General features: G+C 67.9%; 26 protein-coding genes. 16 read left to right on the top strand and 10 right to left on the bottom strand.

All coding sequences use genetic code 11. The annotated features are described in order from the left end of the window. The first annotated feature begins 189 nt into the window (after positions 1-189). From fliE to AC1Z3W_RS35645, 6 genes are all read left to right on the top strand, one after another. Positions 190-534 (top strand): flagellar hook-basal body complex protein FliE, encoded by a 345-nt coding sequence (fliE, locus tag AC1Z3W_RS35670; RefSeq protein ID WP_057924580.1) that lies wholly within the window; start codon positions 190-192, stop codon positions 532-534. Between the two features lie 306 nt (positions 535-840). After that, entirely contained in the window at positions 841-1,275 is a 435-nt protein-coding gene (fliS, locus tag AC1Z3W_RS35665; protein WP_124833775.1) for a flagellar export chaperone FliS, read from the top strand. Continuing rightward, positions 1,272-1,604, top strand: coding sequence for a flagellar protein FliT (locus AC1Z3W_RS35660; protein WP_483509450.1), 333 nt, complete (start codon positions 1,272-1,274; stop codon positions 1,602-1,604). Before fliS ends, AC1Z3W_RS35660 begins: the two co-directional genes overlap by 4 nt. A gap of 75 nt (positions 1,605-1,679) precedes the next feature. Then, on the top strand, positions 1,680-3,005 hold the full coding sequence (gene fliK / locus AC1Z3W_RS35655; protein ID WP_483509449.1) for a flagellar hook-length control protein FliK: 1,326 nt from the start codon (positions 1,680-1,682) through the stop codon (positions 3,003-3,005). Beyond that, positions 3,002-3,328, top strand: a complete 327-nt coding sequence (locus AC1Z3W_RS35650) for an EscU/YscU/HrcU family type III secretion system export apparatus switch protein (RefSeq protein WP_057924576.1) — start codon at positions 3,002-3,004, stop codon at positions 3,326-3,328. Before fliK ends, AC1Z3W_RS35650 begins: the two co-directional genes overlap by 4 nt. Before the next feature lie 267 nt (positions 3,329-3,595). Next, on the top strand, positions 3,596-4,330 hold the full coding sequence (locus AC1Z3W_RS35645) for a PepSY-associated TM helix domain-containing protein (protein ID WP_057924575.1): 735 nt from the start codon (positions 3,596-3,598) through the stop codon (positions 4,328-4,330). Positions 4,331-4,408: 78 nt separating this feature from the next. Here the strand turns inward: AC1Z3W_RS35645 and AC1Z3W_RS35640 are convergent, their stop codons facing one another. The 9 genes from AC1Z3W_RS35640 to AC1Z3W_RS35600 all read right to left on the bottom strand — a co-directional run bounded on the left by AC1Z3W_RS35640 (position 4,409) and on the right by AC1Z3W_RS35600 (position 13,074). Next, positions 4,409-5,434, bottom strand: a complete 1,026-nt coding sequence (locus AC1Z3W_RS35640) for an XdhC family protein (protein WP_057924574.1) — start codon at positions 5,432-5,434, stop codon at positions 4,409-4,411. 235 nt (positions 5,435-5,669) lie between these two features. After that, complete coding sequence (bcaP, locus tag AC1Z3W_RS35635; protein ID WP_057924573.1) at positions 5,670-7,070, bottom strand: branched-chain amino acid transporter BcaP; 1,401 nt, start codon at positions 7,068-7,070, stop codon at positions 5,670-5,672. 216 nt (positions 7,071-7,286) lie between these two features. Beyond that, entirely contained in the window at positions 7,287-7,943 is a 657-nt protein-coding gene (gene rqpR / locus AC1Z3W_RS35630) for a response regulator transcription factor RqpR (protein WP_057924572.1), read from the bottom strand. A 7-nt stretch (positions 7,944-7,950) separates the two neighbouring features. Continuing rightward, positions 7,951-8,766, bottom strand: coding sequence for a quorum system sensor histidine kinase RqpS (gene rqpS / locus AC1Z3W_RS35625; protein ID WP_124833777.1), 816 nt, complete (start codon positions 8,764-8,766; stop codon positions 7,951-7,953). A gap of 413 nt (positions 8,767-9,179) precedes the next feature. Next, positions 9,180-9,950 carry a ferredoxin--NADP reductase gene (locus tag AC1Z3W_RS35620; protein WP_059535031.1) on the bottom strand — a complete coding sequence of 257 codons (771 nt, stop codon included), beginning with the start codon at positions 9,948-9,950 and terminating at the stop codon, positions 9,180-9,182. Between the two features lie 226 nt (positions 9,951-10,176). Then, complete coding sequence (locus AC1Z3W_RS35615) at positions 10,177-10,824, bottom strand: LysE family translocator (protein WP_124833778.1); 648 nt, start codon at positions 10,822-10,824, stop codon at positions 10,177-10,179. Between the two features lie 74 nt (positions 10,825-10,898). Beyond that, positions 10,899-11,714, bottom strand: a complete 816-nt coding sequence (locus tag AC1Z3W_RS35610) for an endonuclease/exonuclease/phosphatase family protein (RefSeq protein WP_057924568.1) — start codon at positions 11,712-11,714, stop codon at positions 10,899-10,901. A gap of 5 nt (positions 11,715-11,719) precedes the next feature. After that, positions 11,720-12,208, bottom strand: coding sequence for a hypothetical protein (locus AC1Z3W_RS35605; RefSeq protein WP_124833779.1), 489 nt, complete (start codon positions 12,206-12,208; stop codon positions 11,720-11,722). Positions 12,209-12,354: 146 nt separating this feature from the next. Continuing rightward, a complete protein-coding gene (locus tag AC1Z3W_RS35600; protein ID WP_124833780.1) occupies positions 12,355-13,074 on the bottom strand; it encodes a nitroreductase in 720 nt (239 codons plus the stop codon). A gap of 230 nt (positions 13,075-13,304) precedes the next feature. Here AC1Z3W_RS35600 and AC1Z3W_RS35595 point away from each other — a divergent pair, with 230 nt between their 5' ends. The 10 genes from AC1Z3W_RS35595 to AC1Z3W_RS35550 all read left to right on the top strand — a co-directional run bounded on the left by AC1Z3W_RS35595 (position 13,305) and on the right by AC1Z3W_RS35550 (position 24,678). Further along, the gene (locus AC1Z3W_RS35595; RefSeq protein ID WP_057924566.1) at positions 13,305-14,285 is read left to right on the top strand and encodes an AAA family ATPase; all 981 of its coding nucleotides are present in this window, start codon (positions 13,305-13,307) and stop codon (positions 14,283-14,285) included. 152 nt (positions 14,286-14,437) lie between these two features. Beyond that, positions 14,438-15,547 (top strand): NAD(P)/FAD-dependent oxidoreductase, encoded by a 1,110-nt coding sequence (locus AC1Z3W_RS35590; RefSeq protein ID WP_057924565.1) that lies wholly within the window; start codon positions 14,438-14,440, stop codon positions 15,545-15,547. A 159-nt stretch (positions 15,548-15,706) separates the two neighbouring features. Beyond that, a complete protein-coding gene (locus AC1Z3W_RS35585) occupies positions 15,707-16,018 on the top strand; it encodes a high-potential iron-sulfur protein (RefSeq protein ID WP_124833782.1) in 312 nt (103 codons plus the stop codon). 191 nt (positions 16,019-16,209) lie between these two features. Further along, positions 16,210-17,517: an MFS transporter gene (locus tag AC1Z3W_RS35580; RefSeq protein ID WP_057924564.1), complete on the top strand. Its 1,308-nt coding sequence runs from the start codon at positions 16,210-16,212 to the stop codon at positions 17,515-17,517. Between the two features lie 328 nt (positions 17,518-17,845). After that, on the top strand, positions 17,846-19,474 hold the full coding sequence (locus AC1Z3W_RS35575; RefSeq protein ID WP_057924563.1) for an ABC transporter substrate-binding protein: 1,629 nt from the start codon (positions 17,846-17,848) through the stop codon (positions 19,472-19,474). Between the two features lie 111 nt (positions 19,475-19,585). Then, positions 19,586-20,596 (top strand): ABC transporter permease subunit, encoded by a 1,011-nt coding sequence (locus AC1Z3W_RS35570; protein ID WP_057924562.1) that lies wholly within the window; start codon positions 19,586-19,588, stop codon positions 20,594-20,596. A 4-nt stretch (positions 20,597-20,600) separates the two neighbouring features. Next, positions 20,601-21,518 (top strand): ABC transporter permease subunit, encoded by a 918-nt coding sequence (locus AC1Z3W_RS35565; RefSeq protein ID WP_483509448.1) that lies wholly within the window; start codon positions 20,601-20,603, stop codon positions 21,516-21,518. 10 nt (positions 21,519-21,528) lie between these two features. Continuing rightward, positions 21,529-22,527 carry an ABC transporter ATP-binding protein gene (locus AC1Z3W_RS35560; RefSeq protein ID WP_057924819.1) on the top strand — a complete coding sequence of 333 codons (999 nt, stop codon included), beginning with the start codon at positions 21,529-21,531 and terminating at the stop codon, positions 22,525-22,527. After that, entirely contained in the window at positions 22,524-23,540 is a 1,017-nt protein-coding gene (locus AC1Z3W_RS35555) for a peptide ABC transporter ATP-binding protein (RefSeq protein WP_057924560.1), read from the top strand. The genes AC1Z3W_RS35560 and AC1Z3W_RS35555 overlap by 4 nt, the downstream gene beginning before the upstream one ends. Next, the gene (locus AC1Z3W_RS35550) at positions 23,533-24,678 is read left to right on the top strand and encodes a TraB/GumN family protein (protein WP_057924559.1); all 1,146 of its coding nucleotides are present in this window, start codon (positions 23,533-23,535) and stop codon (positions 24,676-24,678) included. The genes AC1Z3W_RS35555 and AC1Z3W_RS35550 overlap by 8 nt, the downstream gene beginning before the upstream one ends. Before the next feature lie 557 nt (positions 24,679-25,235). On the opposite strand, the gene pxpA is transcribed toward AC1Z3W_RS35550, so the two are convergent. Beyond that, positions 25,236-26,000 carry a 5-oxoprolinase subunit PxpA gene (gene pxpA, locus AC1Z3W_RS35545; protein ID WP_057924558.1) on the bottom strand — a complete coding sequence of 255 codons (765 nt, stop codon included), beginning with the start codon at positions 25,998-26,000 and terminating at the stop codon, positions 25,236-25,238. Between the last annotated feature and the right edge of the window lie 46 nt (positions 26,001-26,046).

Genomic DNA, 26,046 nt, shown 5'->3' with positions numbered 1-26,046 from the left:
ACGATGCGATTATCGGGACCCGGGAGCGACTCCGATCGACCGAAAAGAGCGGGGTTTCCCCCGTACTTTCGCGGCTTTGGCGCGCACGGCGCTGCTATTCTTTTTCGCGATCCGGCATGGTGCGCGTGGTGCGGCGCCGGCGGAAACGCCCGGTGCGTCCGGGTCTCTTCTCTTATGTCTGGGGACAGCATGGCTGCCAACGTCAGCGGAATCGGTTCGGTGTTGCAACAGATGCAGGCGATGGCCGCGCAGGCGAGCGGCGGCGCCGCGAGCCCGGCGGCGGCGCTCGCCGGCTCGGGCGCCGCGACGGCCGGCACGTTCGCGAGCGCGATGAAGGCGTCGCTCGACAAGATCAGCGGCGACCAGCAGCATGCGCTCGGCGAGGCGCAGGCGTTCGAGGTCGGCGCGGCGAACGTGTCGCTGAACGACGTGATGGTCGACATGCAGAAGGCCAACATCGGCTTCCAGTTCGGGCTCCAGGTCCGCAACAAGCTCGTGAGCGCGTACAACGACATCATGCAGATGTCGGTGTGACAGGACGGCTACCGGCGACGGGCATCCGGGGACGGCTACCGGCGACGGGCATCCGGGGACGGCCACCCGGCGACGGCCACCCGGCGACGCACACCCGGCGACGCCCATCCGGCGACGCCCATCCGGCGACGCCCATCCGGGGGGCAGCTACCTGGACGGCGCCCCCCGGGGCGGCCGGCACGACGGAGCCGGCCGCCCGCGAGCCTAAAGCTTTTCAATTCCCTTCCGATAACTCCGGTACAAGGCCGCGTCGTGCAATGCAGGGCGGCGGCTTCCGCATAGCCAACGCATCACAAGGAGAAGCGCATGTTTTCCCCAGGACACGCTGGAGCCAGTGCGTACGCGCGTGTCGGCGTCGAGACAGGGGTGATGGGCGCCTCCCCGCACCGGCTGATCGCGATGCTGTACCAGGGCGCGCGGCAGGCCATCGCGCTTGCGCGCATGCATCTGCAGCAGGGCAACGTGCCCGCGCGCGGCGAAGCGATCGGCAAGGCGATCGGGATCGTCGAAAGCGGCCTGCAGGCGGCGCTGAACCGCAACGCGGGCGGCGAGATCGCCGGGCGCCTCGACGCGCTGTATTCGTATATCGGCCGGCGCCTGCTGCAGGCCAATGCGCAGGCGAGCGACACGATGCTGGTCGAGGTCGACGGGCTGCTCGCCACGCTCGAGGAAGCGTGGACGGGCATTGCCCCCGAAGTCGCGCGGATGGCCGCGCAGCAGGCAGCGGACGTGGCGCGATGAATCGCAAGGCCGAATACTTCGCTCGCTACGAGGCGCTCGCGGCCGTGTCGGGCCGCATGCTGAGCGCGGCTCGTGGTGCCGACTGGAGCGCGCTGCCGGCGTTGCAGGCCGAATTCCTGCAGCTCGTCGACGGATTGAAGGAGGCCGATCCGGGCGTCGCACTCGACGAAGCGGATCTTGGCCGCAAGCTCGCGCTGATCCGCCGCATCCTCGCCGACGACGCCGCGATCCGCGATCTCGCGAGCCCCGAAGTCGCGCGGCTTTCCGCGCTGTTCGAGGCGCGGTGCCCGACCAAGGCATTGGCCGATCTCTACCGCGCTCGCGGATAGTGCCCGTTTGCCGGGGCCGCGATTGTCGCGTCCCCGGCTTTGCAACGATGTGGCTGAGGTGAGCAGGCTTCGATCATGACCGGTATCGACTCCGTTGCGGCCGCCCTGCTGGCGAGCCGCCTCGACAGCCTGCTGACCGGCACCGTGACGGCGTCCGCCGGCGGCGCGACCGCGCAGGTCGGCACGCCGGGCGCCAGCGCGTCATCGCCGCCCTCGACGGGCGCACCGCCGGCCGCGCCGCCGGCGTCCGCGCAGACCGCGCTGTCCGACGTGGCACTTGCGCTCGACGCGATCTCCCGCGCGGGCGGCGTCGCGACGCCGGTGATTGCCGGACGCACGCCGCTGCTGGCCGATCCTTCCGTGCTGCTGAGCGCGGCCGCGCCGCCGGACGGACAACCGGCAGCCGGTCCGGCCGCGTCTGCCGCCGCTTCTTCCGCTCCTTTGTCCGCGTCCGACGTCGCGGCTGCGCGCGCTGCGTCGGACGTGTCGCCCGCCGCGGCGCTGCGCGCGGCGCTTGCGCAAGCCGTGAGCGAAAGCGGGCTCTTTTACGAATCCCATCTCGCGCAGTGGCTGGCCGGCCAGCGGCCGCTCGCCGCGCTGATGCGCGAACCGCAGGCGCGTCTCACGACCGCGCCGGTGCAGCCGGCTCCGGATGCCGCGCAGCACGATGCGCCCGATGTGCTCGACGAACTGCTCGCGCAGCGTCTGTCGTTGCCGACGGCCGCGCCGCGACCCGCCACGCAGCTGGGCGCAGCCCCGCACGAGCTCGCGCAGAACGCGCAGGCGGCCGCCCGGCAAGGCGCGGCGTCGGGTATGGCCGGAATGGACGACCCGCTCGGCCTCGACACGCGCTGGACGCCCGCGCGCGCCGAACTGGCCGCCGCATCGGCCGATCCGCAGGCGCAGGCAGCGGCGTCCGTGCATCCGGCGGCCGTACCGATCGTCCGGCAGCAACTCGATGCCCTCGCGACCGACCAGTTCCGCTGGACGGGCGAGGCATGGCCCGGCGCGCGGCTCGACTGGACGATCGAACCCGACGATCCGGGCGGCCACGCGTCGCGCAGCGGCGACGATGCCGGTGACGGTTTCGCATGGCGCACGCGGCTGACGCTGACGCTGCCGTCGCTCGGGACGGTCGACGCGGAACTGGTGTTGAACGGCAAGCAGCTCGTCGCACGGCTGCGCGCGAATTCGGCCGGCGCCGACCGGCTCACGCGGAACGAGGCCGCGCTGCGGCAGCGGTTCGAGGGATCCGGTCTGCAACTCGGCGGGCTGTCGATTCGCGCGGTCGGCGACGAACCGGACGGCTTCGACCCGCGCGTCGCGCAGGCGGCCGCCGCCGCGTATGCGCGCGGCGCGGCTGGCGGCACGCCGGGCGCCGACGACGAGGTGCAGCGATGAGCATGACGTCGCGCAAGCGCGCGGCCGCGCTCGTCTACGATCCGAAAGGCGGCGATACCGCGCCGCGCGTGGTCGCGAAGGGGTACGGCCTGCTCGCCGAGATGATCGTCGCCCGTGCGCGCGATGCGGGGCTGTACGTGCATACCGCGCCGGAGATGGTGTCGCTGCTGATGCAGGTCGACCTCGATGACCGGATTCCGCCGCAGCTTTACCAGGCCGTCGCGGATCTGCTCGCGTGGCTGTATGCGCTCGATCGCACCGAGCCAGAGCCCGAGCCGGGCGACGCCGCGCCGCGCTTTCCGCTGCCGCCGCTGCGCCGCTGAGTACACGGCGGCCGCGGTTTCTTGCGAAAGGCTGTCTCTGTCTTTCGTCATCATTCAGCCGGCATTTTTCTTCTATTGACCGGTATCGGCGTGCAATCCGCGCGCTTCATCGGCCATCGGCGGGCGTTTCGCGCTGGCGCGCCGTGCGCCCGCGGATTGAGCGGCTGCGCCATTTGTGTAATGATATCCATTCTCATTTTCATGCTCTCCGGGCGGCACACGTTTTCCGTGCGCCGCCCGTTGCTTTGAACGAATGGACACTCTCGCGTGAACGCGCCCGAAACGATCGCCCCGCCGCAGGCGGGCAGGCCCCCCGCGGGCGTCACCGTGCCGCATCCGGCCGCACGTCCCCTGAGCGACGCCGAACTGGCGGCGCGCCGCCAGCGTTCGCGCCGCGCGACCTTCATCAAATGGCTGCGCAAGGTGCACGGCTGGGTCGGGCTATGGGGCGCGGTGCTCGGGCTGCTGTTCGGCGTGACGGGCGTGCTGCTCAATCACCGCGCGCCGCCGCTGAAGATCTCGACCGGCGAACCGCAGGTCGAGCAGATGCAGATCGCGTTGCCGGACCCGGTGCCGAAGTCGCCTGCCGCGATGACGAAGTGGCTGCAGCACGAGCTGCATTTCGACGGCCGGCCGGGCCGCATGCGCAAGGAGCCTGCGCAGCCGGTCGCCTGGGGCGACAAGCGCGTGATGCAGCCCGAGCACTGGCAGATGGGGCTGTTCGGGCCGCACCAGAACCTGCAGGCCGAATACTGGGTCGGCAACGGCTACGTGTCGGTGAAGCGCACCGGCAACACGTTCCTGACGACGCTGAACAACCTGCATCGCGGCGTCGGCATGAATCTCGGCTGGGTGCTGCTGATGGACACGATCGCGGGGTCGCTGATCCTGTTGTCGCTGACGGGCGTGCTGCTGTGGACGGAGCTGAACAAGCGCCGCACGGTCGGCGTCGTGCTGGTGGCCGGCTCGGTCGCCGCGGCGCTCGCCGCGGGCCTTGCTTGACCCAGGCGCAGCAGTCGAAACGCGCCGGCTAGCCGCCGGCGCGCGACGGCCGTGCGCCGGTGTCGGTGCCGGCGGGCCTCAGAGGCCGCAGGTCGCGCCGTTGTTTGCCGCGATCTCGCGGGCGGCTTTCGCCCCCTCGACCTGAAGAATCGTCGGCAGCGACACGTTGTTCTTCGCGGCCGTGACCTCGGCCAGGATCGAGATCGCGATTTCCGGCGGCGTGCGGCTGCCGATATAGATGCCGGCCGGCCCGTGCAGCCGCGCGAGTTCCGCGTCGGTCAGGTCGAATTCGAGCAGCCGCTCGCGCCGCGCCGCGTTGTTGCGCCGCGAGCCGAGCGCGCCCACGTAGAACGCGGGCGTCTTCAGCGCTTCCATCAGCGCGAGATCGTCGAGCTTCGGGTCGTGTGTGAGCGCGATCACGGCCGAACGCGCGTCGAGCTTCATGTCGAGCACCGTGTCGTCGGGCATCGTGCGCACGACGCGCGTGCCCGGCACGTCCCACGCATCCGTGTACTCCTCGCGCGGATCGCAGATCGTTACCTGGTAGTCGAGCCCGACCGCGATCTGGCACAGATAGCGCGACAACTGCCCCGCGCCGATCACGAGCATCCGGTAGCGCGGCCCGTGGATCGTCACGAGCCGTTCGCCGTCGAACGCGAGCCCGTCGGTCGCCTGCGCGGGCGATAGCGACGCGCGGCCGGTCGCAAGCGTCATCGTGCGCGTGATGAGGCGGCCGGCTTCCACTTCGGCGCACAACGCGGCGATCCCGCTGTCGCGCGTGAGCGGTTCCAGCACGAGCTGGATCGTGCCGCCGCAGGGCAGCCCGAAGCGGTATGCTTCCTCGGCCGTCACGCCGTACTTGACGGCTTCCGGGCGCGCATCGGCCGCGATGCCGCTTGCATGCACGCGGGCGATCAGGTCGTCCTCGATGCACCCGCCGGACACGGAGCCGACCACGAGCCCGTCCTCGCGCACCGCGAGCATCGCGCCCTCGGGGCGGGGCGACGAGCCCCACGTCTTCACGACCGTCACGAGCAGCACGCGGCGCCCTTCGTCGAGCCAGCGCGCGCTCGACTTCAACACGTCGAGATCCACACTTTCCATGTCGTTACCTCATTGATTGACGCGCATTATGAACCGCCCGCTGCGGCCTTGCTTGCCGAGCGCCGGCGTGCGGCCGATCGGTGGCGGGATCGGGAGGGCCGGTTCGAGATGCGGGTTCGAGTTGCCGGTTCGGCGCCCCCGTTCAGGCTGCCCGCCGCGCCGCAAAAGCAAACGGCGCGCCCGCGAGGCGGGCGCGCCGTTGAAACGGGGTGACGCAGCGCGTCGCCGCCGGGCGTCAGTCCGCGTGGCCGCGGGCGAGCTTCGAGTTGTGCCGCGAATACAGGAAGTAGATCACGAGGCCGATCACGAGCCAGATGCCGAACGCGGCCCACGTGATGGGCTGCAGGTTCAGCATCAGGAACAGGCATGCGCCGACCGCGAGGATCGGCACGACCGGCACGCCCGGGCAGCGGAACGCGCGCGGCAGTTCCGGGTGCGTGCGGCGCAGCACCAGTACCGCGATCGACACCATCGAGAACGCGGCGAGCGTGCCGATGTTGATCAGCTCGGCGAGCACGTTGAGCGGCACGAGCGCGGCGATCAGCCCGAAGAACAGGCCGACGAGCCAGGTCGTCAGGAACGGCGTCGCGTAGCGCGGATGCACGCGCGACAGCGTCGCCGGCAGTAGCCCGTCGCGCGACATCGCGAAGATGATCCGCGTCTGGCCGTAGCTCATCACGAGGATCACGGTCAGCATGCCGAGCACCGCGCCGAGATCGATGAAGCCCGCAACCCACTTCTCGCCGGCGATCTGCAGCGCATACGAGATCGGGTGCGACACGTTCGCGTACTGGGCCGCCGGCACGATGCCGGTCGCGACCGCCGCGACCGTCACGTACAGCACCGCGCACACCGCGAGCGACGCGATGATGCCGATCGGCAGGTCGCGCTTCGGATTTTTCACTTCCTCGGCGGCCGACGACACCGCGTCGAAGCCGATGAACGCGAAGAACATCACGGCCGCCGCGCCGAACACGCCGTTCCAGCCGTGCGGCATGAACGGCTTCCAGTTCGCGGGCGTCACGTGGAACAGGCCGACCGCAATCACGAGCAGCACCACCGACACCTTGATGAACACCATGATGTTGTTGATGCGGGTCGACTCGCGGATGCCGATCGACAGCAGCGTCGTGATCACCAGCATCACGAGGAACGCGGGCAGGTTGAACCACGTGACGACGCCCGGGATCGCGCCGGGCGCGGCGCTCAGCACGGTCGGCAGCGAGAGCCCGAAGCCTTGCAGCAGCGACTGCAGGTAGCCCGACCAGCCGACCGACACGGCCGACGCCGCGAGACCGTACTCGAGCATCAGGTCCCAGCCGATGATCCATGCGACGAGCTCGCCGAGCGTCGCGTACGAATACGTGTAGATCGAGCCCGCGACCGGAATCGTCGACGCGAATTCGGCATACGACAGCGCCGCGAGGCCGCACGCGATCGCGGCGATCACGAACGACAGCATCAACGCGGGGCCGGCCTGCACGGCGCCCGTGCCGGTCAGCACGAAGATCCCGGTGCCGATGATCGCGCCGATGCCGAGGAAGGTGAGGTCGATTGCGCCGAGCGCTTTCTTGAGCCCGGCGCCGTGCGCACCGGCGATCATGCGATCGACGTTTTTCTTGCGGAAGAGGGACATTGCGGATGAGTCTCCAGCGCGCGCGAAAGCGCGGCGGCGCCGAGTGAGTGAAAACCCGGAATTTTAGCCGATTTGGCGCGGAAGACCCGCTGCGGCGCAGCGGTGTGCTCCGGAATCGTCCGATAAAACAAGCGCTTGCATGCAATGTGCGGCGGCCGTGGCCGGCCTCGCGCAGGCCGGCGCGGTGAATCGCGCGATGCCGGTGAATGCGATGGATCAGGCGCCCGACGCGGGCGCCATGTCGACGAGCCGATTGCTCATCACGTAGAACGTCAGTTCCGCGTTGTTCGACAGCCGCATCTTCTCGAGCAGCCGCGACCGGTACACGCTGACCGTCTTCACCGACAGCGACAGCGTGTTCGCGATGTCGGTGAGGCGCTTGCCCGACGCGAGCATGCAGAGCGTCTGGTATTCGCGATCCGACAGCTTCTCGTGCGGCAGCGGTTCGTTCTCGAACGACACGTATTCGGCGAGCGCCTCGGCCATCGCCGGGCTCACGTACTTGCGGCCGGCCGCGACCTGCTGGATCGCGCCGATCATCTGCGCGGCATTCACCGTCTTCGACAGGTAGCCGGACGCGCCGGCCTTCAGCGCGCGCACCGCGTACTGGTCCTCGCGGTACATCGAGAACATCAGCACCGGCGTGCCCGGCAGCTTGCGCTTGATGCGCTTGAGCAACTCGATGCCGTTCGTGTCCGGCAGCGAGATGTCGAGCAGGATCACGTCGAAGCTTTGGCGGTCGATGGCGGCCACCGCATCGCTGCCGGTCTCGGCTTCGGTCACTTCGCGCGCGACGCCGCGGTCGATCAACAGGTGGCGGATCCCTTGCCGGACGATCGCGTGATCGTCAACGAGCAGGATGTTCAGGCTCATGACGACCTCACGAACGCGATGCGCGGCGCACGGCGGCCGGCACCGAGAACAGCGAGTCCCACGCGAAGCGCGCGGTGACGCGCGTGCCGCGCCCCGATTCCGGTGCGCTCGCGTCGAAGCTGCCGCCGAACGCCTCGCAGCGGGCGCGCATGCCGGCGAGGCCGTAGCCGGCGCGCCGGCTACGGGCAAAACCGGTCCCATCGTCCGTGACGATCAGCGACAGATGCGAGCCGTCCGTGTCGATCTGCACGTCGACGGACGCCGCGCGCGCATGCTTCGCGACGTTCGACAGCGCTTCCTGCGCGACGCGGAAGATCGCGAGCGCGCTGGCGCCGGCGAGCTGCGGGAGCCGCGCGTCGGCCGCGCAGACGAAGCTCGTGCGCAGGCCGGTGCGGGCCGCGTGGCTGTCGACCCACGCCGACAGTGCGCCGATGAGGCCGCCGTCGAGTGCCGGTGTGTCGCGCTCATCGATCAGCCGGCGGTTTGCGTCGGTTGCGGCGTCGAGCGCCCGCTGCGCGAGTTCGAGCGCGCGCAGGCAGCCGTCCGGCGCATCGGCCGGCAGCCACGTTTGAACGTTTGCGAGCGCGAAACGTGCGGCGGTGAGTTCGGCGCCGAGCCCGTCATGCAGTTCGCCGGCCAGATAGCGGCGGGCCGCTTCGTCGGCGACCATCAACTGGGTGGACAGCGCCGCGATCCGGGCAGCGCAGGCGTCGCGTTTGGGCAGGGTTTCGGCCACGGGTGCGGCCTCGGCGCAGCTGTGCGCGAGCGGCCGCGACGGGAACGGGGCGTGGGCGCCCGGGGGCGCGTTGAGCGACGTATCCATACTCTCCCTGCTGTCAGAAAGCGGTTCAGACACCGGCTGGCTGCGTGGACCGGCTGCCGTTTCGATGACGGCTGCCGCCAGAGAATCGCCTCATGCAGAGGTAACAAAAGTTACATCTTGTAACGTTTGAGTCCGACCCTTCAATGGTCGCCCGATCGGCGACCGCGCGGGGCGAATAATATCTCAAAAAATTGGAAAACGTCATGCTGGACGGACATTTAAGGGTAAATGTGAATAATCGGAACGAAGCCGTTGTAGGAAAAATACCGACACGAAAGCGTCCGGCGAGCCCGTATCAAAATGTAACTATTTGAGATGGGATGGTCCCGGTTTGTTACGAATTCGCCAAGTCGGGACGAAAAAAAACCGGAGCTTTTGCTCCGGTTCTTGATGCGGCACAAATTCGGGGGCGATCAGTCCACGAATGCGCGCTCGATCACGTAGTGGCCCGGCGCGCTGTTCTTGCCTTCGACGAGGCCGGCCTGCTTCAGCAGGTCGGTCGTGTCCTTCAGCATCGCGGTGCTGCCGCACAGCATCACGCGGTCGTTTTCCGGCGAGAACGCCGGCACGCCGAGGTCCGTGAACAGCTTGCCCGTCGCGATCAGGTCGGTGATCCGGCCCTCGTTGTCGAACGCTTCGCGCGTGACCGTCGGGTAATAGACGAGCTTTTCCTTGATGATGTCGCCGAGATATTCGTGGCCCGGCAGGTCGTGCTTGATGTAGTCCATGTACGCCAGCTCGCCCTTCAGGCGGCAGGTATGCGTCAGGATGACCTTGTCGAAGCGTTCGTAGATGTCCGGGTCGCGGATGATCGACATGAACGGCGCGAGGCCCGTGCCGGTCGACAGCATCCACAGCGTCTTGCCGGGCAGCAGGTTGTCGGCGACGAGCGTGCCGGTCGGCTTCTTGCCGATCAGCACCGAGTCGCCCACCTTCAGGTGCTGCAGGCGCGACGTCAGCGGGCCGTTCTGGACCTTGATGCTGAAGAATTCGAGGTGCTCTTCGTAGTTCGGGCTGACGATCGAGTAGGCGCGCGCGAGCGGCTTGCCGTCGACCTCGAGGCCGACCATCGTGAATTCGCCGTTGTTGAAGCGCAGGCTCGGCTCACGGGTGCAGGTGAAGCTGAAAAGCGTGTCGGTCCAGTGATGGACGGATTGGACGGTGGCGGTGTCGTATTTGCTCATGGCTTTGAAAACGGACGCGCGTAGCGAACGCGTGTAACGGGCCCAAAAACGGGCAAAAAACCGAGTGCGTCGGCCCGATCGCGGATCGGCCGGCCGGCGCGTCGGACACGCGCCTTCTCGATGACAGACGATTGAGGAACTCGCTATTTTACCCTGCTTGGGGCAGATGCGGGCTTGACCCGCGCGGCTGCGCGGATTTGGCGCAACGAATCATTTCAACGAGCTTTCAGCGGTCGGCCGCGAGCTTCGCGCCGAGACCGACGAGCGCGGCGCCGCACAGCGCGTCGAGCGGGCGCCGCACGCGCCGGTAGCCGCGCTGCGCGCGCGGGCTCGCGAACAGGTACGCGACGCACGAATACCAGCCGGCCGACAGCACGCCGATCGTCACCAGCACCGCGCCGTTGAACCACAGCGGCACGTGCGCGGGCAGCATCGCCGCGAACACGCTGGTCCAGAACGCGCACGACTTCGGGTTGGTCAGGCAGGTGAACAGGCCGCCGCGATAGGCGCGCAGGTAGTCGCGAGCGTGCGGCGCGGCCAGCGGCGTGCTCGCATTCGCGGTGTCGGCCGGCGCCGCGTCGCGGCGCACGCCCGAGCGCAGCAGCTTGATGCCGAAATACACCAGATAGACGGCGCCGCCGATCCGGATCGTCTCGTACAGCCATTCGACCTGGTGCAGCACGGCTGCGAGGCCGAGCATCGCGAGCGTCGCCCAGGCGACCGACGCGGTGCCCACGCCAAGTGCCGACGCGGCGCCGAGGCTGCGTCGCCCCGCGAGCGACAACTGCGAAATCATGAAGAAGTTCGGGCCGGGCGTGATCGCCGCGACGAGATAGACGACGGCGATTTGCAGCAGGATCGGGAGGTAGCTCATGGCGGCGCGACGGCGGGGCGGGCAAAGCGCTACTGTAGCGCGCGCAGCGCGGCCGCACTTGCGGCGCTGCTGCATCACGGCTGATCGAGGCGCAGCCGCGCGATATACGGCAGGTGGTCGGACAGCCACGCGGTTTCGCCGGACGGTGCCTGCCATTCGAGCGGCGTGAGCCCGCGCACGAACATCTTGTCGAGCGCGAGCGCCGGCGAGAACGCGGGGAACGTGCGGCCCGACTGGCCGAGCAGCGTCGCGACCTCGGACAACCCGATCTCGCCGAACAGCGCGACCGAATCGTTGCGCCAGTCGTTGAAGTCGCCGGCGAGCACGAGCGGATCGTCGCCCGCGTTGCGCACGATCCAGTGCGCGATCCAGTGCATCTGGCGCAGTCGCGCCGCACGCGTGAGCGCGAGGTGCGCGCACAGCAGCGTGACGGGGCGCGCGCCGGCGAGCGTCGCACGCGCGACGAGCAGCCCGCGCCGCTCGAAGCGGTGCGCGGAGATGTCCCAGCGGCCGCCGAGATCGAGCGGATGCGGCGACAGGATCGCGTTGCCGTGCCGCCACGACGGCTTGAACACGTTCGGCCCGAGCGCGATCTGCCAGTCGAGCGCCTGCGCGATCTCGGTGGCCTGGCAGTGCCACACGTCGTCGACCGCGTCGTCCATCGGCGCACCGAAGCCGGGGGCGAGCATCGGGCGCGGCATGCGGCGCGCCATCGCTTCCTGCAGAAAATACACGTCGGCGTGCGTCGACTGCATCCAGTTGCGCATCGCGTTCCACGCGGTGAAGCCGAGCGGCGAGCGGCCCTTGTGCAGGTTCCAGCTGACCGCGGTGATTTCGTCGGGCGCGGCGTGCGGTTCGGCGAACGGCAGGGACAGGGCGTCGGCGGACATGGCGCTCAGTCCTTTGCGGCGTGCGCACGCACGCGGTAGACGAGATGCGGGTGCTGCTCGACGATCGTCCAGTCGGTCCACGCGTCGCCGCCGACCGCCAGCCCCGGATGGCTCGCGACGATCTGCCGCGGCGACGCGGGCAGGCATGGATCGCTGCGCGTCGCGTTTTCGTCGTCGAGGGTTTCCTGCACGTCGAGCGCGAGCGACACCGTGTGCGCGGCGTCGTCGACGGCGAGCGGCGCGACCGTCACCGAGCGCGAGCGCTCGGTCGGCACGACGCGCGCGGCATTGCCGCAGCCGACGGGCACGGCGGACGGATAGCGATGGGTGTCGGTGCGGGTCTGACCCACGGTGGTGCGTTGCTGGAACGTGTCGATCGTCTGACTGTCGCGCACCACCTGGATCTCCCACGCGACGACGGCCGGTGCGGGGCTCTGCGCATGGGCCGCGAGCGCGATGCTCGCGAGCAGGACGGCCAGGCCGTGTTTCAGCATGGAACTTCTCCGGAAACGCGGGGTAGCGGGGAACGGACGCACATCTTACGCCCGATCGATTTGGACGGTGGTCTGACAGGACGCGTCGCCGCGGGTTCGCAGCACGATCCGGTCCTGATCGAAAGGTAGGTTCGCGTCACGCGTTTTCAAGCGAAAAAGCGCGCGAACTCGGCGACGCTCGCGCGCTCGGTGACGAGGCGGTTCTCGATCGCGTCCGGATCCGCGTGGCCGAGCGACATCCCGCAGACGAGCTGCTCGTTCGCCGGTATCCCGAGATGCTCGGCGACGACCCGGTGGAACGGCACGAACGCGGCCTGCGGGCACGTGTCGAGGCCGCGTGCGCGTGCGGCCGTCATCACGCCCTGCAGGAACATCCCGCAGTCGAGCCAGGCGCCGTGCGTCATCAGGCGATCGAGCGTGAAGAACAGCGCGACCGGCGCATCGAAGAAGCGGAAGTTGCGCGCGTGCTGCGCGTGCATCCGGGCTTTTTCGTCGCGTCCGATGTTCAACAGGCCGTACAGGTCCCAGCCGACCTTGCGGCGCCGGTCGATATACGGCGACACCCATTCGCGCGGATAGTAGTCGTACTCGGCGACATATTTCTCGTCGCGCGCCGGATCGTCGTATGCCGCCGTGAGGGCCGCGGCGAGCGCGTCACGCGCCGCGCCGGTCGCGACGTACACGTGCCATGGCTGGATGTTGGTGCCCGACGGCGCGCGGCTCGCGGCTTCGAGGATCGCCTCGAGCGTGTCGCGCGGCACGGGTGTCGGCAGGAAGGCGCGAATCGCGCGGCGCGACTTGAGCGCGGCGTCGACGGCATGGATCGCGTCGCGGTCGACGCGCGGGGCAGCAGCGGGGACGGACATCGGCATACCTTCGAAACGAAGCGCGCGCGGCGCCGCGCGGGCGCCGTCGGCGAGGCCGGCGCGGCGGCCGGTGAACCTTCGATCATACGCCGCGCGGCGCGATGCTGCAGTGCGCGCGCGGTGTTAGCAGCAGACTCGCGCGGCTGCTTGCTTGCGCGCCGATGCGGGATCGCTACACTGAAATCGTAAGGGTCTGATGGTTGTGTGACGGCAGCGGTAGCGAGGTTGGTATGACGACGGCGATGGTGAAACAGGAACTGGCGGTGGCGTCCTTCAGCACGGTGTACGACCTCGAGCAGGTCGAGACCGCGCTGAACGACCTGAACGAGAGCGCGAGCGACGCACTGCGCGCTACCTACGAGCGGATGCTCAAGACCGGCAATCTGCGCTTTTGCGTGAAGCCGAACCGGATGCCGTCGTTCGACGAGCTCGGCGACGCGCTGCCCAATTTCACCGAGCCGCTCGACGACGTGCGCAAGCAGGTCGCGCTGTGCCTCGAGACCGATGATCGGCTCGAACTGATGCCGATCCTGCTGCTCGGGCCGCCCGGCATCGGCAAGACGCATTTCGCGAAGGCGCTTGCGCAGTTGCTCGGCACCGCGTACCACTACGTGCCGATGAGTTCGCTGACGGCCGGCTGGATCCTGTCGGGCGCCTCGTCGCAATGGAAGAACGCGAAGCCCGGCAAGGTCTTCGATGCACTCGTCAACGGCAGCTACGCGAACCCGGTGATCGCGGTCGACGAGATCGACAAGGCCGGCAGCGACGCGCAATACGATCCGCTCGGCGCGCTGTACGCATTGCTCGAGCACGATACCGCGCGCGCGTTCGTCGACGAATTCGCCGAAGTGCCGATCGATGCGGGCAACGTGATCTGGGTCGCGACCGCGAACGACGCGCAGGCGATTCCGGAGCCGCTGCTGAACCGGATGAACGTGTACGAGATCGCACCGCCCGATGCGGCCGGTGCGCGGCGGATCGCGCAGACGATCTACGACGAGATCCGCACGTCGCACGCGTGGGGGCGGCGCTTCCCGGACACGCTCGACGACGACGCGCTCGACGTGCTGGCCGCGACGCCGCCGCGCACGATGCGCCGCGCGCTGCTGCATGCGTTCGGTGCGGCGCGGCTCGACGGCCGCGACGTGATCGCACCGTCCGACATCCGCGCCGACGAAGGCGCGGCGAAGCGCAGGCCGATCGGATTCTGAGCCGGCGGCGCGCGTATCGCCGAGGCCTGCGCACGTCGCGCCGCGCGTCGCGGCGCGTGCGTACGTGCCGATACACATACGTTCGGCAAGCGGGCGAACCGGGACGTACAATTCCTTTCTCTCCCCTCGACGCGTGAGTGAAGCGAAACGCCATGGAGCAGATGGATTGTGTGGTGATCGGCGCAGGTGTCGTCGGTCTTGCGATTGCGCGCGAGCTCGCCGCGCGCGGGCGCGAAACGATCGTGCTCGAGGCCGCCGACGCGATCGGCACGGGCACGAGCTCGCGCAACAGCGAAGTGATTCACGCGGGGCTCTACTACCCGCGCGGTTCGCTGAAGGCGATGTCGTGCGTGCACGGGCGCGACCTGTTGTACGAATTCTGCGAAACGCACCACGTGCCGCACCGGCGCGTGGGCAAGCTGCTCGTCGCGACGAGTGCCGCGCAGGTGAAGCAGTTGAAGGCGATCGCCGCGCGTGCAGTGGAAAACGGCGTGCTCGACCTGATGCCGCTCACGCGCGCCGAGGCGCAGACGCTCGAGCCCGCGCTCGAATGCACGGAGGCGCTGTTCTCGCCGAGCACCGGCATCGTCGACAGCCACCAGCTGATGCTCGCACTGCTCGGCGATGCCGAGCGCGACGGCGCGATGTGCGCGCTGAAGTCTCCCGTCGAATCGATCGAGGTGCTGCGCGGCGGCCGCTTCGTCGTGTGCACCGGCGGCGACGCGCCGACCGAGATCGAGGCCGCCTGCGTGATCAACAGCGCGGGCCTCGGTGCGCAGGCGCTCGCGCGCCGCACGCGCGGCCTCGATCCGCGCTGGGTGCCGCCGCTCTATCTCGCGCGCGGCAATTACTTCAACCTGTCGGGCCGCGCGCCGTTCTCGCACCTGATCTACCCGATGCCCGATCGCGCGGGGCTCGGCGTGCACCTGACGCTCGATCTCGGCGGGCAGGCGCGCTTCGGCCCGGACGTCGAATGGTGCGACTCGCTGCGCTATGAAGTCGATCCGGCGCGCGCGGGCGCGTTCTACGCGTCGATCCGCGCATTCTGGCCGGGCTTGCCCGACGACGCGCTGCAGCCGGCGTACGCGGGCATCCGGCCGAAGCTCGCGGGGCCCGGCGAGTCGCCGGCGGACTTCATTGTGCAGGGCGCCGCGCAGCACGGCGTGCGCGGGCTCGTGAACCTGTTCGGCATCGAGTCGCCGGGGCTGACCGCGTCGCTCGCGCTCGCGCAGCGCGTCGGCGACATGACGTCGCATGCGTGACCCATGCGGCACGCGCGGGGACGGACCGGCCGTGCGAAACCCGTGTGAAATCCCTTATCTCCGGCATTTCGGCGCGCACATTCATCCGCTTGAGCGTTATTCTGTCGAACGGCTGTCGGCAGAGCAGCTTTCAAACCAATAACGTGGAGCGAGTCCCCCATGAAAACAACCCGTCGGAGTTTCCTGATTACGAGCATTGGCGCCGTGTCCGCGCTGGCACTGTCGCGCGAAGCGCTGGCCGATGCGCCGATGCTGTCGGAAACGGATCCGACCGCCGTGGCGCTCGGCTACAAGGCCGATGCCACGAAGGTCGACAAGACGAAGTATCCGAAATACGCAGCGGGCCAGGATTGCGCGGCCTGCATGCTGTACCAGGGCAAGAAGGGCTCGGCTTCGGGCCCGTGCGGCGCGTTCCCCGGCAAGCAGGTGTCGTCGAAGGGCTGGTGCAGCGCATTCTCGAAGATGGGTTGACGTCCGCTGCGGCATCGTGCGATGCCGCAATGTGGCGAAAACCGCAAAACGCCCGCTGTCGGACGACGGCGGGCGTTTTTATTGCTTGAAAACGGTTCCGTCGCTTTCTACACTCGCTGCAAACCAGCGTGCCGCGGCATCCCCGCGCGCCGCGCCGCCCGATACGGCGAATTCACGAGAACGAGGCTCGCATGGCGACGATTGCGAATTCAACCAAAACGATCCGGCCCGAGCGTGCGCTGAACCGGCGCGCGGTCGCGGCGGCCGTGATCGGCAACGCGCTCGAGTGGTACGACTTCACGGTGTTCGGCTTCATGACGGTCGTGATCGCCGAGCTGTTCTTCCCGACGACCAGTGAATACTCGTCGCTGCTCCTGACCACCGCGACGTTCGGCGTCGCGTTCTTCATGCGCCCGATCGGCGGCATCGTGTTCGGGCTCTATGCGGACCGAGCGGGCCGCAAGGCCGCGCTGTCGCTCGTGATCCTGCTGATGACGGCCGGCATCTTCCTGCTCGCGATCGCGCCGCCCTATGCGGCGATCGGCATCGGCGGCCCGATCCTGATCGTGCTCGGCCGCCTGCTGCAGGGTTTCTCGGCGGGCGGCGAATTCGGCAGCGCGACCGCGCTCTTGATCGAAGCCGCGCCGTTCTCGAAACGCGGCTTCTACGGCAGCTGGCAGATGGCGAGCCAGGCGGCCGCGCTGCTGATCGGCGCACTGGTCGGCGCGGCCGTCACGCGCGGGCTGTCGCACGACGCGCTGCACAGCTGGGGCTGGCGCGTGCCGTTCATCCTCGGCCTCGTGATCGGGCCGATCGGCTTTTATATCCGCCGTCATCTCGCCGATTCCGAAGCGTTCCTGCATGCGCAGCAAAGCGCGCGCCGTGCGACGCTCGGCGAAGTATTCACGCGCCACCCGCGCGAGGTGCTGTGCGGGCTCGGCTCGGTGATCGCGCTGACGGTGACGATCTACGTACTGATCAGCTATCTGCCGACCTTCGCGGTGAAGCAACTGAAGCTGCCGTATGCGGAATCGTTCTACGCGGTGATCGTCGGCAACCTGCTGCTGATGGTGCTGTCGCCGATCGCCGGCGCGTGGTCGGACCGCATCGGCCGCAAGGGGCTGTCGCTGTGGTCGCTCGTGCTGACGCTCGCGCTGATATACCCGTTGTTCGCGTGGCTCGACGCCGCGCCGAGCATCGGGCGGCTGATCACGGTGCAGGCCGTGCTGTCGGTGACGCTCGCCGGCTACTACGGGCCCTTCGGCGCGATGATCGCCGAGCTGTTCCCGGCCAACGTGCGCTCGACCGGGCTGTCGATCGCGTACAACGTCGCGGTGATGCTGTTCGGCGGGTTCGGGCAGTTCATCGTCACGTGGCTGATCAAGGCGACGGGCACGCCGCTCGCGCCAACCTATTACGTGATGGCGGGGCTCGCGCTGTCGATCGTCGCGGTCGCGTTCGTGCCCGCGCGCAGCGCCGATCTCGACGCGCCGGCCTGACGGTACGTGCCAGGACAGGCATCTCATCGTTTCCGAAAACGCAACGATGCGCGGCGAAGCCCGGAAATCACGCGGACATACCGCGTGACGCACGTTCGCATGCACGCACGAATTGTTTAGTTATCGAAGGAAACACGCGCCGGATCGGCGAAATGGCCGCTCGCGCGTGCAGACGCACTTTTCGCGTGTCCAAGACATCGGCAAAAACCCGCGTGGATGCGTCTAGAAGAGTTTTTTCTCCGGCTTGTTGCAGAATCGCTAGCTCAAGTAATATCCGCGTACCCGGCCCCCTGGGGGACCGGTTCCGATCTGGAGACCTGGAGGAAACATGGAATACAACCGTCTGTTGCACACCCTGCGTGTTACCGCCATTGCAGGCGTGGCAGCGGCATCGCTCGGCGTCGCGGGTTCTGCATTCGCACAGATCCCGAACAAAACGCTCGTCTACTGCTCAGAAGGCAGCCCGGCGGGTTTTGATTCCGCGCAATTCACGACCGGCGTCGATTTCACCGCCGCCACGTTCACCGTCTACAACCGGCTCGTCGAATTCGAGCGCGGCGGCACCAAGGTCGAGCCGGGCCTCGCCGAGAAGTGGGACGTCTCGTCCGACGGCAAGGTGTACACGTTCCACCTGCGTCATGGCGTGAAGTTCCACACGACCGACTTCTTCAAGCCGACGCGCGAATTCAACGCGGACGACGTCGTGTTCACGTTCGAGCGCATGCTCGATCCGAACCAGCCGTTCCGCAAGGCCTATCCGGTGTCGTTCCCGTACTTCACCGACATGGGCCTCGACAAGCTGATCACGAAGGTCGAGAAGGTCGATCCGTACACCGTGAAGTTCACGCTGGCCGAGCCGAACGCGCCGTTCATCCAGAACATGGCGATGGAATTCGCGTCGATCCTGTCGGCCGAATACGGCGACCAGCTGATGAAGGCCGGCAAGGCCGCCGACATCAACCAGAAGCCGATCGGCACGGGCCCGTTCATCTTCCGCAGCTACACGAAGGACGCGACGATCCGTTTCGACGGCAATCCCGATTACTGGAAGAAGGGCGCGGTGAAGATCTCGAAGCTGATCTTCTCGATCACGCCCGATCCGGGCGTGCGCGTGCAGAAGATCAAGCGCAACGAATGCCAGGTGATGAGCTATCCGCGTCCGGCCGACATCGCGACGCTGAAGGCCGACTCGGGCATCGACATGCCGTCGCAGCCGGGCTTCAACCTCGGCTACCTCGCATACAACGTCGAGCACAAGCCGGTCGACAAGCTCGAAGTGCGTCAGGCACTCGACATGGCGATCAACAAGAAGGCGATTCTGGAATCCGTCTATCAGGGTGCGGGCCAGGCCGCGAGCGCGCCGATGCCGCCGACCCAATGGTCGTACGACAAGAACCTGAAGATGCCCGCGTACGACACCGCGAAGGCGAAGGCGCTGCTCGCGAAGGCAGGCTTCCCGAACGGTTTCGACATCACGCTGTGGGCGATGCCGGTGCAGCGCGCGTACAACCCGAACGCCCGCCTGATGGCCGAGATGATCCAGGCCGACTGGGCGAAGATCGGCGTGAAGGCGAAGATCGTCACGTACGAGTGGGGCGAGTACATCAAGCGCGCGCACGGCGGCGAGCAGGACACGATGCTGATCGGCTGGACGGGCGACAACGGCGACCCCGACAACTGGCTCGGCACGCTGCTCGGCTGCGAAGCGATCAAGGGCAACAACTTCTCGCACTGGTGCTACAAGCCGTTCGACGACCTGGTCCAGAAGGGGCGCACGACGACGGGCCAGGATGCGCGCACGAAGATCTACACGCAAGCCCAGCAGATCTTCGCGCAGCAGCTGCCGTTCTCGCCGATCGCGAACTCGACGGTCTACCAGCCGGTACGCAAGACCGTGGTCGACATGCGCATCGAGCCGCTCGGCTATGCCCGCTTCGATGGTGTCGGCGTGAAGTAATACGGCCCGTATAAGCTGTCTACGAAGACTGGCTAACTCATCCGGCGGCGGGAGGCCAAAAGCTTCCCGTCGCCGGTCGCACATTTCCCACAAGAAAATACGAGACGCATCATGTTCAGATTCGTGTTGCGCCGCGTGGGCATGGTGATCCCGACCTTCATCGGCATCACCATCCTGGCGTTTGCGCTGATTCACCTGATACCGGGCGACCCCATCGAAGTGATGATGGGCGAGCGCGGCGTCGATCCCGCGATGCATGCGGAGGCAATGAAACGGCTCGGGCTCGACCAGCCGCTGCCCGTGCAGTACATCCACTACATCGGCCGTGCACTGCACGGCGACCTCGGCACGTCGATCATCACCAACACCAGCGTCGCGGGCGAGTTCTTCGCGCGCTTCCCGGCGACCGTCGAGCTGTCGCTGTGCGCGCTCGTGTTCGCGCTCGCGGTCGGCCTGCCCGCCGGCGTGATTGCCGCGCTGCGGCGCGGCTCGGTCGTCGATCACGGCGTGATGGGCACCGCGCTCACCGGCTACTCGATGCCGATCTTCTGGTGGGGGCTGATCCTCATCATGGTGTTTTCGTCGTATCTCGGCTGGACGCCCGTGTCGGGCCGTATCGCGGTCGAATACGACTTCCCGCATCCGACGGGCTTCATGCTGATCGACGCGCTGCTCGCGCCGGACGAAGGCTCGTTCAAGTCGGCGGTGAGCCACCTGATCCTGCCGTCGATCGTGCTCGGCACGATCCCGCTCGCGGTGATCGCGCGGATGACGCGCTCGTCGATGCTCGAAGTGCTGCGCGAGGACTACATCCGCACCGCACGCGCGAAAGGGCTGTCGCCCGTGCGCGTGGTCGTCGTGCATGCGCTGCGCAACGCGCTGATCCCGGTCGTCACCGTGATCGGCCTGCAGATCGGCACGCTGCTCGCGGGCGCCGTGCTGACCGAGACGCTCTTTTCGTGGCCCGGTGTCGGCAAGTGGCTGATCGATGCGATCGGCCGCCGCGACTATCCGGTCGTCCAGGGCGGCATCCTGCTGATCGCGACGCTCGTGATCGTCGTGAACCTGGTCGTCGACCTGCTGTACGGCGTGCTGAATCCGCGCATCCGCCACACGAGGTAATTCCATGAGCAATCTGCAAAACACCCTGCCGACCGAATCCGCGCCGGCCGGCGGCCGTGCGCTCGCGCTGCGCGAGTTCTGGGCCAACTTCTCGCGCAACCGCGGCGCCGTGGGCGCCGGCGTCGTCGTGCTGACGCTGATCCTGATCGCGATCTTCGCGCCGCTGATCGCGCCGCACAGCCCGGTCGAGCAATACCGCGACTTCGTGAAGATCCCGCCCGCGTGGCTTGACGGCGGCAACTGGAAATTCATCCTCGGCACCGACGAAGCGGGCCGCGACATTCTTTCGCGCCTGATGTTCGGCGCGCGGATGTCGTTCTGGATCGGCTTCGTGTCGGTCGTGCTCGCACTGATCCCGGGCATCGTGCTCGGGCTGGTCGCCGCGTTCTTCCAGAAGTGGGCCGACACGCCCGTGATGCGCATCATGGACGTGCTGCTCGCGCTGCCGTCGCTGCTGCTCGCGGTCGCGGTCGTCGCGATCATCGGCCCGGGCCTCACCAACACGATGTTCGCGATCGCGATCGTCGCGCTGCCGGCCTATGTGCGTCTCACGCGCGCGTCGGCGCTCGGCGAGCTGCAGAAGGAGTACGTGACGGCGTCGCGCGTGGCCGGTGCCGGCACGCTGCGCCTGATGTTCTCGCAAGTGCTGCCGAACTGCACGGCGCCGCTGATCGTGCAGGCGACGCTCGGCTTCTCGTCGGCCATCCTCGACGCGGCCGCCCTCGGCTTCCTCGGCCTCGGCGTGCAGCCGCCGACCGCCGAGTGGGGCGCGATGCTGGCCTCCGCGCGCGACTACATCGACAACGCATGGTGGATCGTGACGATGCCCGGCCTGTCGATCCTGATTTCGGTGCTCGCGATCAACCTGCTCGGCGACGGGCTGCGCGACGCGCTCGATCCCAAGCTGAAACGGATGGCGTGACATGACACAAATGACACAAGATCTTCTGACCATCCGCAATCTCGCGGTGAACTTCAACGGCCTGCCCGCGGTCGACCGGATCAACCTGTCGATCGCACCGGGCGAGGTGGTGGGCGTCGTCGGCGAATCGGGCTCGGGCAAGAGCGTGACGATGATGGCGCTGATGGGCCTGATCGACGCGCCGGGCAAGGTGACGGCCGACGAGGTCACGTTCAACGGCGTGGACCTGCTGAAGGCGTCGCCGAAGGCGCGCCGCAAGATCGTCGGCAAGGACATCGCGATGGTGTTCCAGGACGCGCTGACGAGCCTGAACCCGAGCTACACGGTCGGCTACCAGATCAAGGAGGTGCTGAAGCTGCACGAGGGCCTGCGCGGCGATGCGCTGCACCGGCGCGCGCTCGAGCTGCTCGACCAGGTCGGTATTCCCGACGCGAAGAACCGCATCACGTCGTTTCCGCACCAGATGTCGGGCGGGATGAACCAGCGCGTGATGATCGCGATGGCGGTTGCGTGCAACCCGAAGCTGCTGATCGCCGACGAGCCGACCACCGCGCTCGACGTGACGATCCAGGCGCAGATCATGGACCTGCTCGTGAAGCTGCAGAAGGAGCGCGGGATGGCGCTCGTGCTGATCTCGCACGACCTGGCCGTGGTGTCGGAGGTCGCGCAGCGCGTCGCGGTGATGTATGCGGGCGAGGTGATCGAGACCAATCGCGTGCCGGACATCTTCCGTGCGCCGCATCATCCATACACCGAAGCGCTGCTCGCGGCGATTCCCGAGCACAATAAGGGGGCGCGTCGCCTTGCCGCATTGCCCGGCATGGTGCCGGGCCGCGATGATCGCCCGTCCGGGTGCCTGTTCGCGCCGCGCTGCAAGTACGTCGTCGACGACTGCCGCAAGGCGCGGCCGGCGCTCGATACGCTGGTGTCCGGCAACGATGCGATGCGCGCACGCTGCATCAAGCCGCTCAATGTTTCCAACCTCGACCTGACGGGAGGCGCACGATGAATGCAGTCAATCAAACGCGTGCCACGCCGCACGACGAGGAAGCCGTGCTGGTGGCCGACGGCCTCGCGAAACACTATTCGGTGAAGCGCGGGATGTTCGGGCAGGGCACGGTGAAGGCGCTGAACGGCGTGTCGTTCTCGCTGAAGCGCGGCAAGACGCTCGCCGTCGTCGGCGAATCGGGCTGCGGGAAGTCGACGCTCGCGCGCCAGCTCACGATGATCGAGACGCCGACGGCGGGCAGCCTGACGATCGACGGCAAGAACGTCGCCGGCGCAAGCCGCGAGACGGTCGCCGACCTGCGCCGCCGCGTGCAGATGGTGTTCCAGAACCCGTTCGCGTCGCTCAATCCGCGCAAGACCGTCGAGCAGACGCTTTCCGAGCCGCTCGAGATCAACGCGAACCTGACGGCCGCCGAGCGCGCCGCGCGCATCGCACAGATCATGCGCACGGTCGGCCTGCGGCCCGAGCACGCGAAGCGTTATCCGCACATGTTCTCGGGCGGCCAGCGCCAGCGGGTCGCGATCGCGCGCGCGATGATCCTCGATCCGAGGATCGTCGTCGCCGACGAGCCGGTGTCCGCGCTCGACGTGTCGATCCAGGCGCAGATCCTGAACCTGTTCATGGATCTGCAGGAGCAGTTCAAGACGAGCTACGTGTTCATCTCGCACAACCTGTCGGTGGTCGAGCACGTCGCGGACGACGTGATGGTGATGTATTTCGGCAGCGTCGCCGAGCTCGGCGACAAGGCGACGATCTACGCTCGGCCGCGCCATCCGTACACGCGCGCGCTGATGTCGGCGACGCCGGCGATCTTCGAGGAAGACCGCCGCGTGCAGATCAAGCTGCAGGGCGAGCTGCCGTCGCCGCTCAATCCGCCGTCGGGCTGCGCGTTTCACCAGCGCTGCCCGTACGCGGTCGAGCGGTGCCGCGTCGAGGAACCGCAGCTGCGCGACGTCGACGGACGCCGCGTGGCCTGCCATCGCGCCGAGGAGGTGGGGGAGGCGAATGCCTGATGGTTTGGCGGCGCGCGCGCCTGGCGTGCGCCGTTCGGGGGCCGGCAGCGCGCGCATGATGCGCGCGTGCCGCAACGCACGGCGCTGGAGCGTGCGCACGGTCACGGGCGCGGCGCTGGCCGGCGCATGCGTGGCCGCCAGCATGCTGGTGCCGGTCGATGCCGCGCGTGCCGAAGGGCGCGCGCCGGCGAGTTCGCCGATCCATCCATCGCAGGTTCCGCCGCCCGGCATGAGCCTGCCGGGCTTCCACGCGCCGTCCGTGTCGAACGGCACGGTCGCGCGCGGCACGGTGCGCGTGCAGCCCGCACGCATGCCGTTCTATGTCGCCACCAAAGGCAGGGTCACGCTGTACCTGCTCGGCACGCTGCACACGGGCGACCCGTCCGACTATCCGGGCGCGCAGCCGTTCCGGCCGCGCATCCTCGCGGCGCTCGCCGCGTCGCCGACGCTTGCGCTCGAGCTGTCGCCGGACGATCTGCTCGAATCGCAGGACGACGTGTCGAAGTACGGCGTGTGCCGCTATCCGTGCCTGCAGCGCCTGCTGCCCGAGCCGCTGTGGCAGCGCCTCGCGGCGCGCCTGCGCGGCAACCCGGCCGCGCTCGTGGAGATCCGCCGGATGCGGCCGTGGCTCGCGGCGCTGGTCGTCGAGACCTACGACTCGTTGTCCGCCGGCCTGCAGACCGAGTACGGCACCGAGGCGCAACTGCAGAACGTGTTCCTGAAGAAGAAGGGCGGCCGCGTGATCGGGCTCGAGACGCTCGCCGAGCAGATGCGCGCGTTCACCGGGCTGACGCTCGCCGAACAGCGCGAAATGCTCGCGCAGGACATGGTGCAGACGCCGGCGCAGAACGCCGACGACATCAAGTCGCTGCACCGGCTGTGGCAAATTGGCGACGCCGATGCGATCTCGGCATGGGCGGTCGCGAAGAGCGAGCGGCTGGCCCGTTCGAAGGCGCTGTCGGCGTCGATCGACAACAAGATCCTGTACGAGCGCAACCGGCGCTTCGTTGCACGGATGACGGCAATCGCCGCACCGAACCGGCCGGTATTCGTCGCGATCGGCGCGCTGCATCTGGGCGGCCCGCGCGGCGTGCTCGAATTGTTGCGCCAGCAAGGATACCAAGTCGACGCGAACTGATCGCGCCGGGTGCCGCGCACCGATCCTCCCCTGTTTGATCGACGCTGCGCGCGCGGCGTGAAGCGCCTGCGCGGCCGCGCGGTTCGATAAGGAAAACCCTCGAATCCTCAGGAAATAGCGTTTAAAACGATTGACATCCCGTTCTGCCAATATCTATTCTTCATCCCACAAGTTGAAAAAATGAAAAGAATAGAAAAGTTCTACGGGGTAGCAGAAAACAAAGCGCGGGGTTAGCGTAGCCGGCACGTGATGATCGTGCCGGCCGCGGAGTGTCTGCATGCACGGCGGGGCCAAACATCGTCGGCACAACAAATGCATGCGACAGACTTGCGGATAAGCGACGCTCCGTCGTCCGGCCGGGGGAAGCAGCAATCGGGCGGCGGCGGACGTTTTTTAATCCGGAGCATTTTTCCGGTCACCGTCGACAGACGGTTTCGGGGGGCGAATCGACAGACGGCGAAGTCCGCGGCGATTGCGCCAACAGAAAAGCGCCACGAGGGCGCTTTTTTCTTGTGCGCGGCAGGTTTTGCAAGGCGGCAGCGGGGCGGACGAACCCGTCACGCGCCTTCGTCGGCCTGCAGCGCGCCGGGCGCGACGACGTCGACGCCTGCCGCTTCGAGCGCCGCGCGGATCCGCTTCGCGAACGCGAGCGCATGCGGGCCGTCGCCGTGCAGGCAGACGGTCTGCGCATTGAGCGGTACCCACTCGCCGCTCACCGCCCGCACCCGCCGCTCGCGCACCATGTCGAGCGTGCGCGCGAGCACCGCGTCCTCATCGTCGATCAGCGCGCCGGGCTGGCTGCGCGGCACGAGCGAGCCGTCCGCGCGGTAGCCGCGATCGGCGAACACTTCCTCCACCGCGGCGAGCCCCGCGTGGCGCGCGGCCGCGACGAACACGCTGTTCGCGAGCCCGAACACGGCGAGCGACGGATCGAAGTCGTGGATCGCGGAGACCACCGCGTCGGCGATCATCGGGTCGCGCGCGGCCTGGTTGTACAGCGCGCCGTGCGGCTTCACGTGCACGATGCGGCCGCCTTCGGCCTGCGCGATCGCCGACAGCGCGCCGAGCTGGTACAGCACGCCCGCATAGATGTCGCCGGCCGGCAGCTGCATTTCCTTGCGGCCGAAATTCTCCGGGTCGTGAAAGCTCGGGTGTGCGCCGATCGACACGCCTTTCTGCACGGCCCAGCGCACGCAGTCGCGCATCGCATTGGCGCCGCCTGCATGCCAGCCGCACGCGATGTTCGCCGACGTGACGAGGTCGAGCAGCGCCTCGTCCGATCCGCATCCTTCGCCGAGATCGGCATTCAGATCGATTTCCATAATGTTCCTCGTCCACTGATGGCGTGGCGTGTCCTCCGTGTTGCTT

Source organism: Burkholderia sp. 10_S31, assembly GCF_056930375.1.
This window is presented reverse-complemented; position numbering and strand designations above follow the sequence as displayed.

Coding starts and splice junctions, on each gene's coding strand:
- AC1Z3W_RS35620 (WP_059535031.1), bottom strand. CDS start 9,950: ATGAGCAAATACGACACCGCCACCGTCCAATCCGTCCATCACTGGACC.
- rqpS (WP_124833777.1), bottom strand. CDS start 8,766: ATGGATACGTCGCTCAACGCGCCCCCGGGCGCCCACGCCCCGTTCCCG.
- rqpR (WP_057924572.1), bottom strand. CDS start 7,943: ATGAGCCTGAACATCCTGCTCGTTGACGATCACGCGATCGTCCGGCAA.
- AC1Z3W_RS35605 (WP_124833779.1), bottom strand. CDS start 12,208: ATGCTGAAACACGGCCTGGCCGTCCTGCTCGCGAGCATCGCGCTCGCG.
- AC1Z3W_RS35555 (WP_057924560.1), top strand. CDS start 22,524: ATGAATGCAGTCAATCAAACGCGTGCCACGCCGCACGACGAGGAAGCC.
- fliE (WP_057924580.1), top strand. CDS start 190: ATGGCTGCCAACGTCAGCGGAATCGGTTCGGTGTTGCAACAGATGCAG.
- AC1Z3W_RS35570 (WP_057924562.1), top strand. CDS start 19,586: ATGTTCAGATTCGTGTTGCGCCGCGTGGGCATGGTGATCCCGACCTTC.
- AC1Z3W_RS35615 (WP_124833778.1), bottom strand. CDS start 10,824: ATGAGCTACCTCCCGATCCTGCTGCAAATCGCCGTCGTCTATCTCGTC.
- bcaP (WP_057924573.1), bottom strand. CDS start 7,070: ATGTCCCTCTTCCGCAAGAAAAACGTCGATCGCATGATCGCCGGTGCG.
- AC1Z3W_RS35600 (WP_124833780.1), bottom strand. CDS start 13,074: ATGTCCGTCCCCGCTGCTGCCCCGCGCGTCGACCGCGACGCGATCCAT.
- AC1Z3W_RS35585 (WP_124833782.1), top strand. CDS start 15,707: ATGAAAACAACCCGTCGGAGTTTCCTGATTACGAGCATTGGCGCCGTG.
- fliK (WP_483509449.1), top strand. CDS start 1,680: ATGACCGGTATCGACTCCGTTGCGGCCGCCCTGCTGGCGAGCCGCCTC.
- AC1Z3W_RS35660 (WP_483509450.1), top strand. CDS start 1,272: ATGAATCGCAAGGCCGAATACTTCGCTCGCTACGAGGCGCTCGCGGCC.
- pxpA (WP_057924558.1), bottom strand. CDS start 26,000: ATGGAAATCGATCTGAATGCCGATCTCGGCGAAGGATGCGGATCGGAC.
- AC1Z3W_RS35650 (WP_057924576.1), top strand. CDS start 3,002: ATGAGCATGACGTCGCGCAAGCGCGCGGCCGCGCTCGTCTACGATCCG.
- AC1Z3W_RS35610 (WP_057924568.1), bottom strand. CDS start 11,714: ATGTCCGCCGACGCCCTGTCCCTGCCGTTCGCCGAACCGCACGCCGCG.
- AC1Z3W_RS35575 (WP_057924563.1), top strand. CDS start 17,846: ATGGAATACAACCGTCTGTTGCACACCCTGCGTGTTACCGCCATTGCA.
- AC1Z3W_RS35595 (WP_057924566.1), top strand. CDS start 13,305: ATGACGACGGCGATGGTGAAACAGGAACTGGCGGTGGCGTCCTTCAGC.
- AC1Z3W_RS35580 (WP_057924564.1), top strand. CDS start 16,210: ATGGCGACGATTGCGAATTCAACCAAAACGATCCGGCCCGAGCGTGCG.
- AC1Z3W_RS35565 (WP_483509448.1), top strand. CDS start 20,601: ATGAGCAATCTGCAAAACACCCTGCCGACCGAATCCGCGCCGGCCGGC.
- fliS (WP_124833775.1), top strand. CDS start 841: ATGTTTTCCCCAGGACACGCTGGAGCCAGTGCGTACGCGCGTGTCGGC.
- AC1Z3W_RS35560 (WP_057924819.1), top strand. CDS start 21,529: ATGACACAAGATCTTCTGACCATCCGCAATCTCGCGGTGAACTTCAAC.
- AC1Z3W_RS35640 (WP_057924574.1), bottom strand. CDS start 5,434: ATGGAAAGTGTGGATCTCGACGTGTTGAAGTCGAGCGCGCGCTGGCTC.
- AC1Z3W_RS35550 (WP_057924559.1), top strand. CDS start 23,533: ATGCCTGATGGTTTGGCGGCGCGCGCGCCTGGCGTGCGCCGTTCGGGG.
- AC1Z3W_RS35590 (WP_057924565.1), top strand. CDS start 14,438: ATGGAGCAGATGGATTGTGTGGTGATCGGCGCAGGTGTCGTCGGTCTT.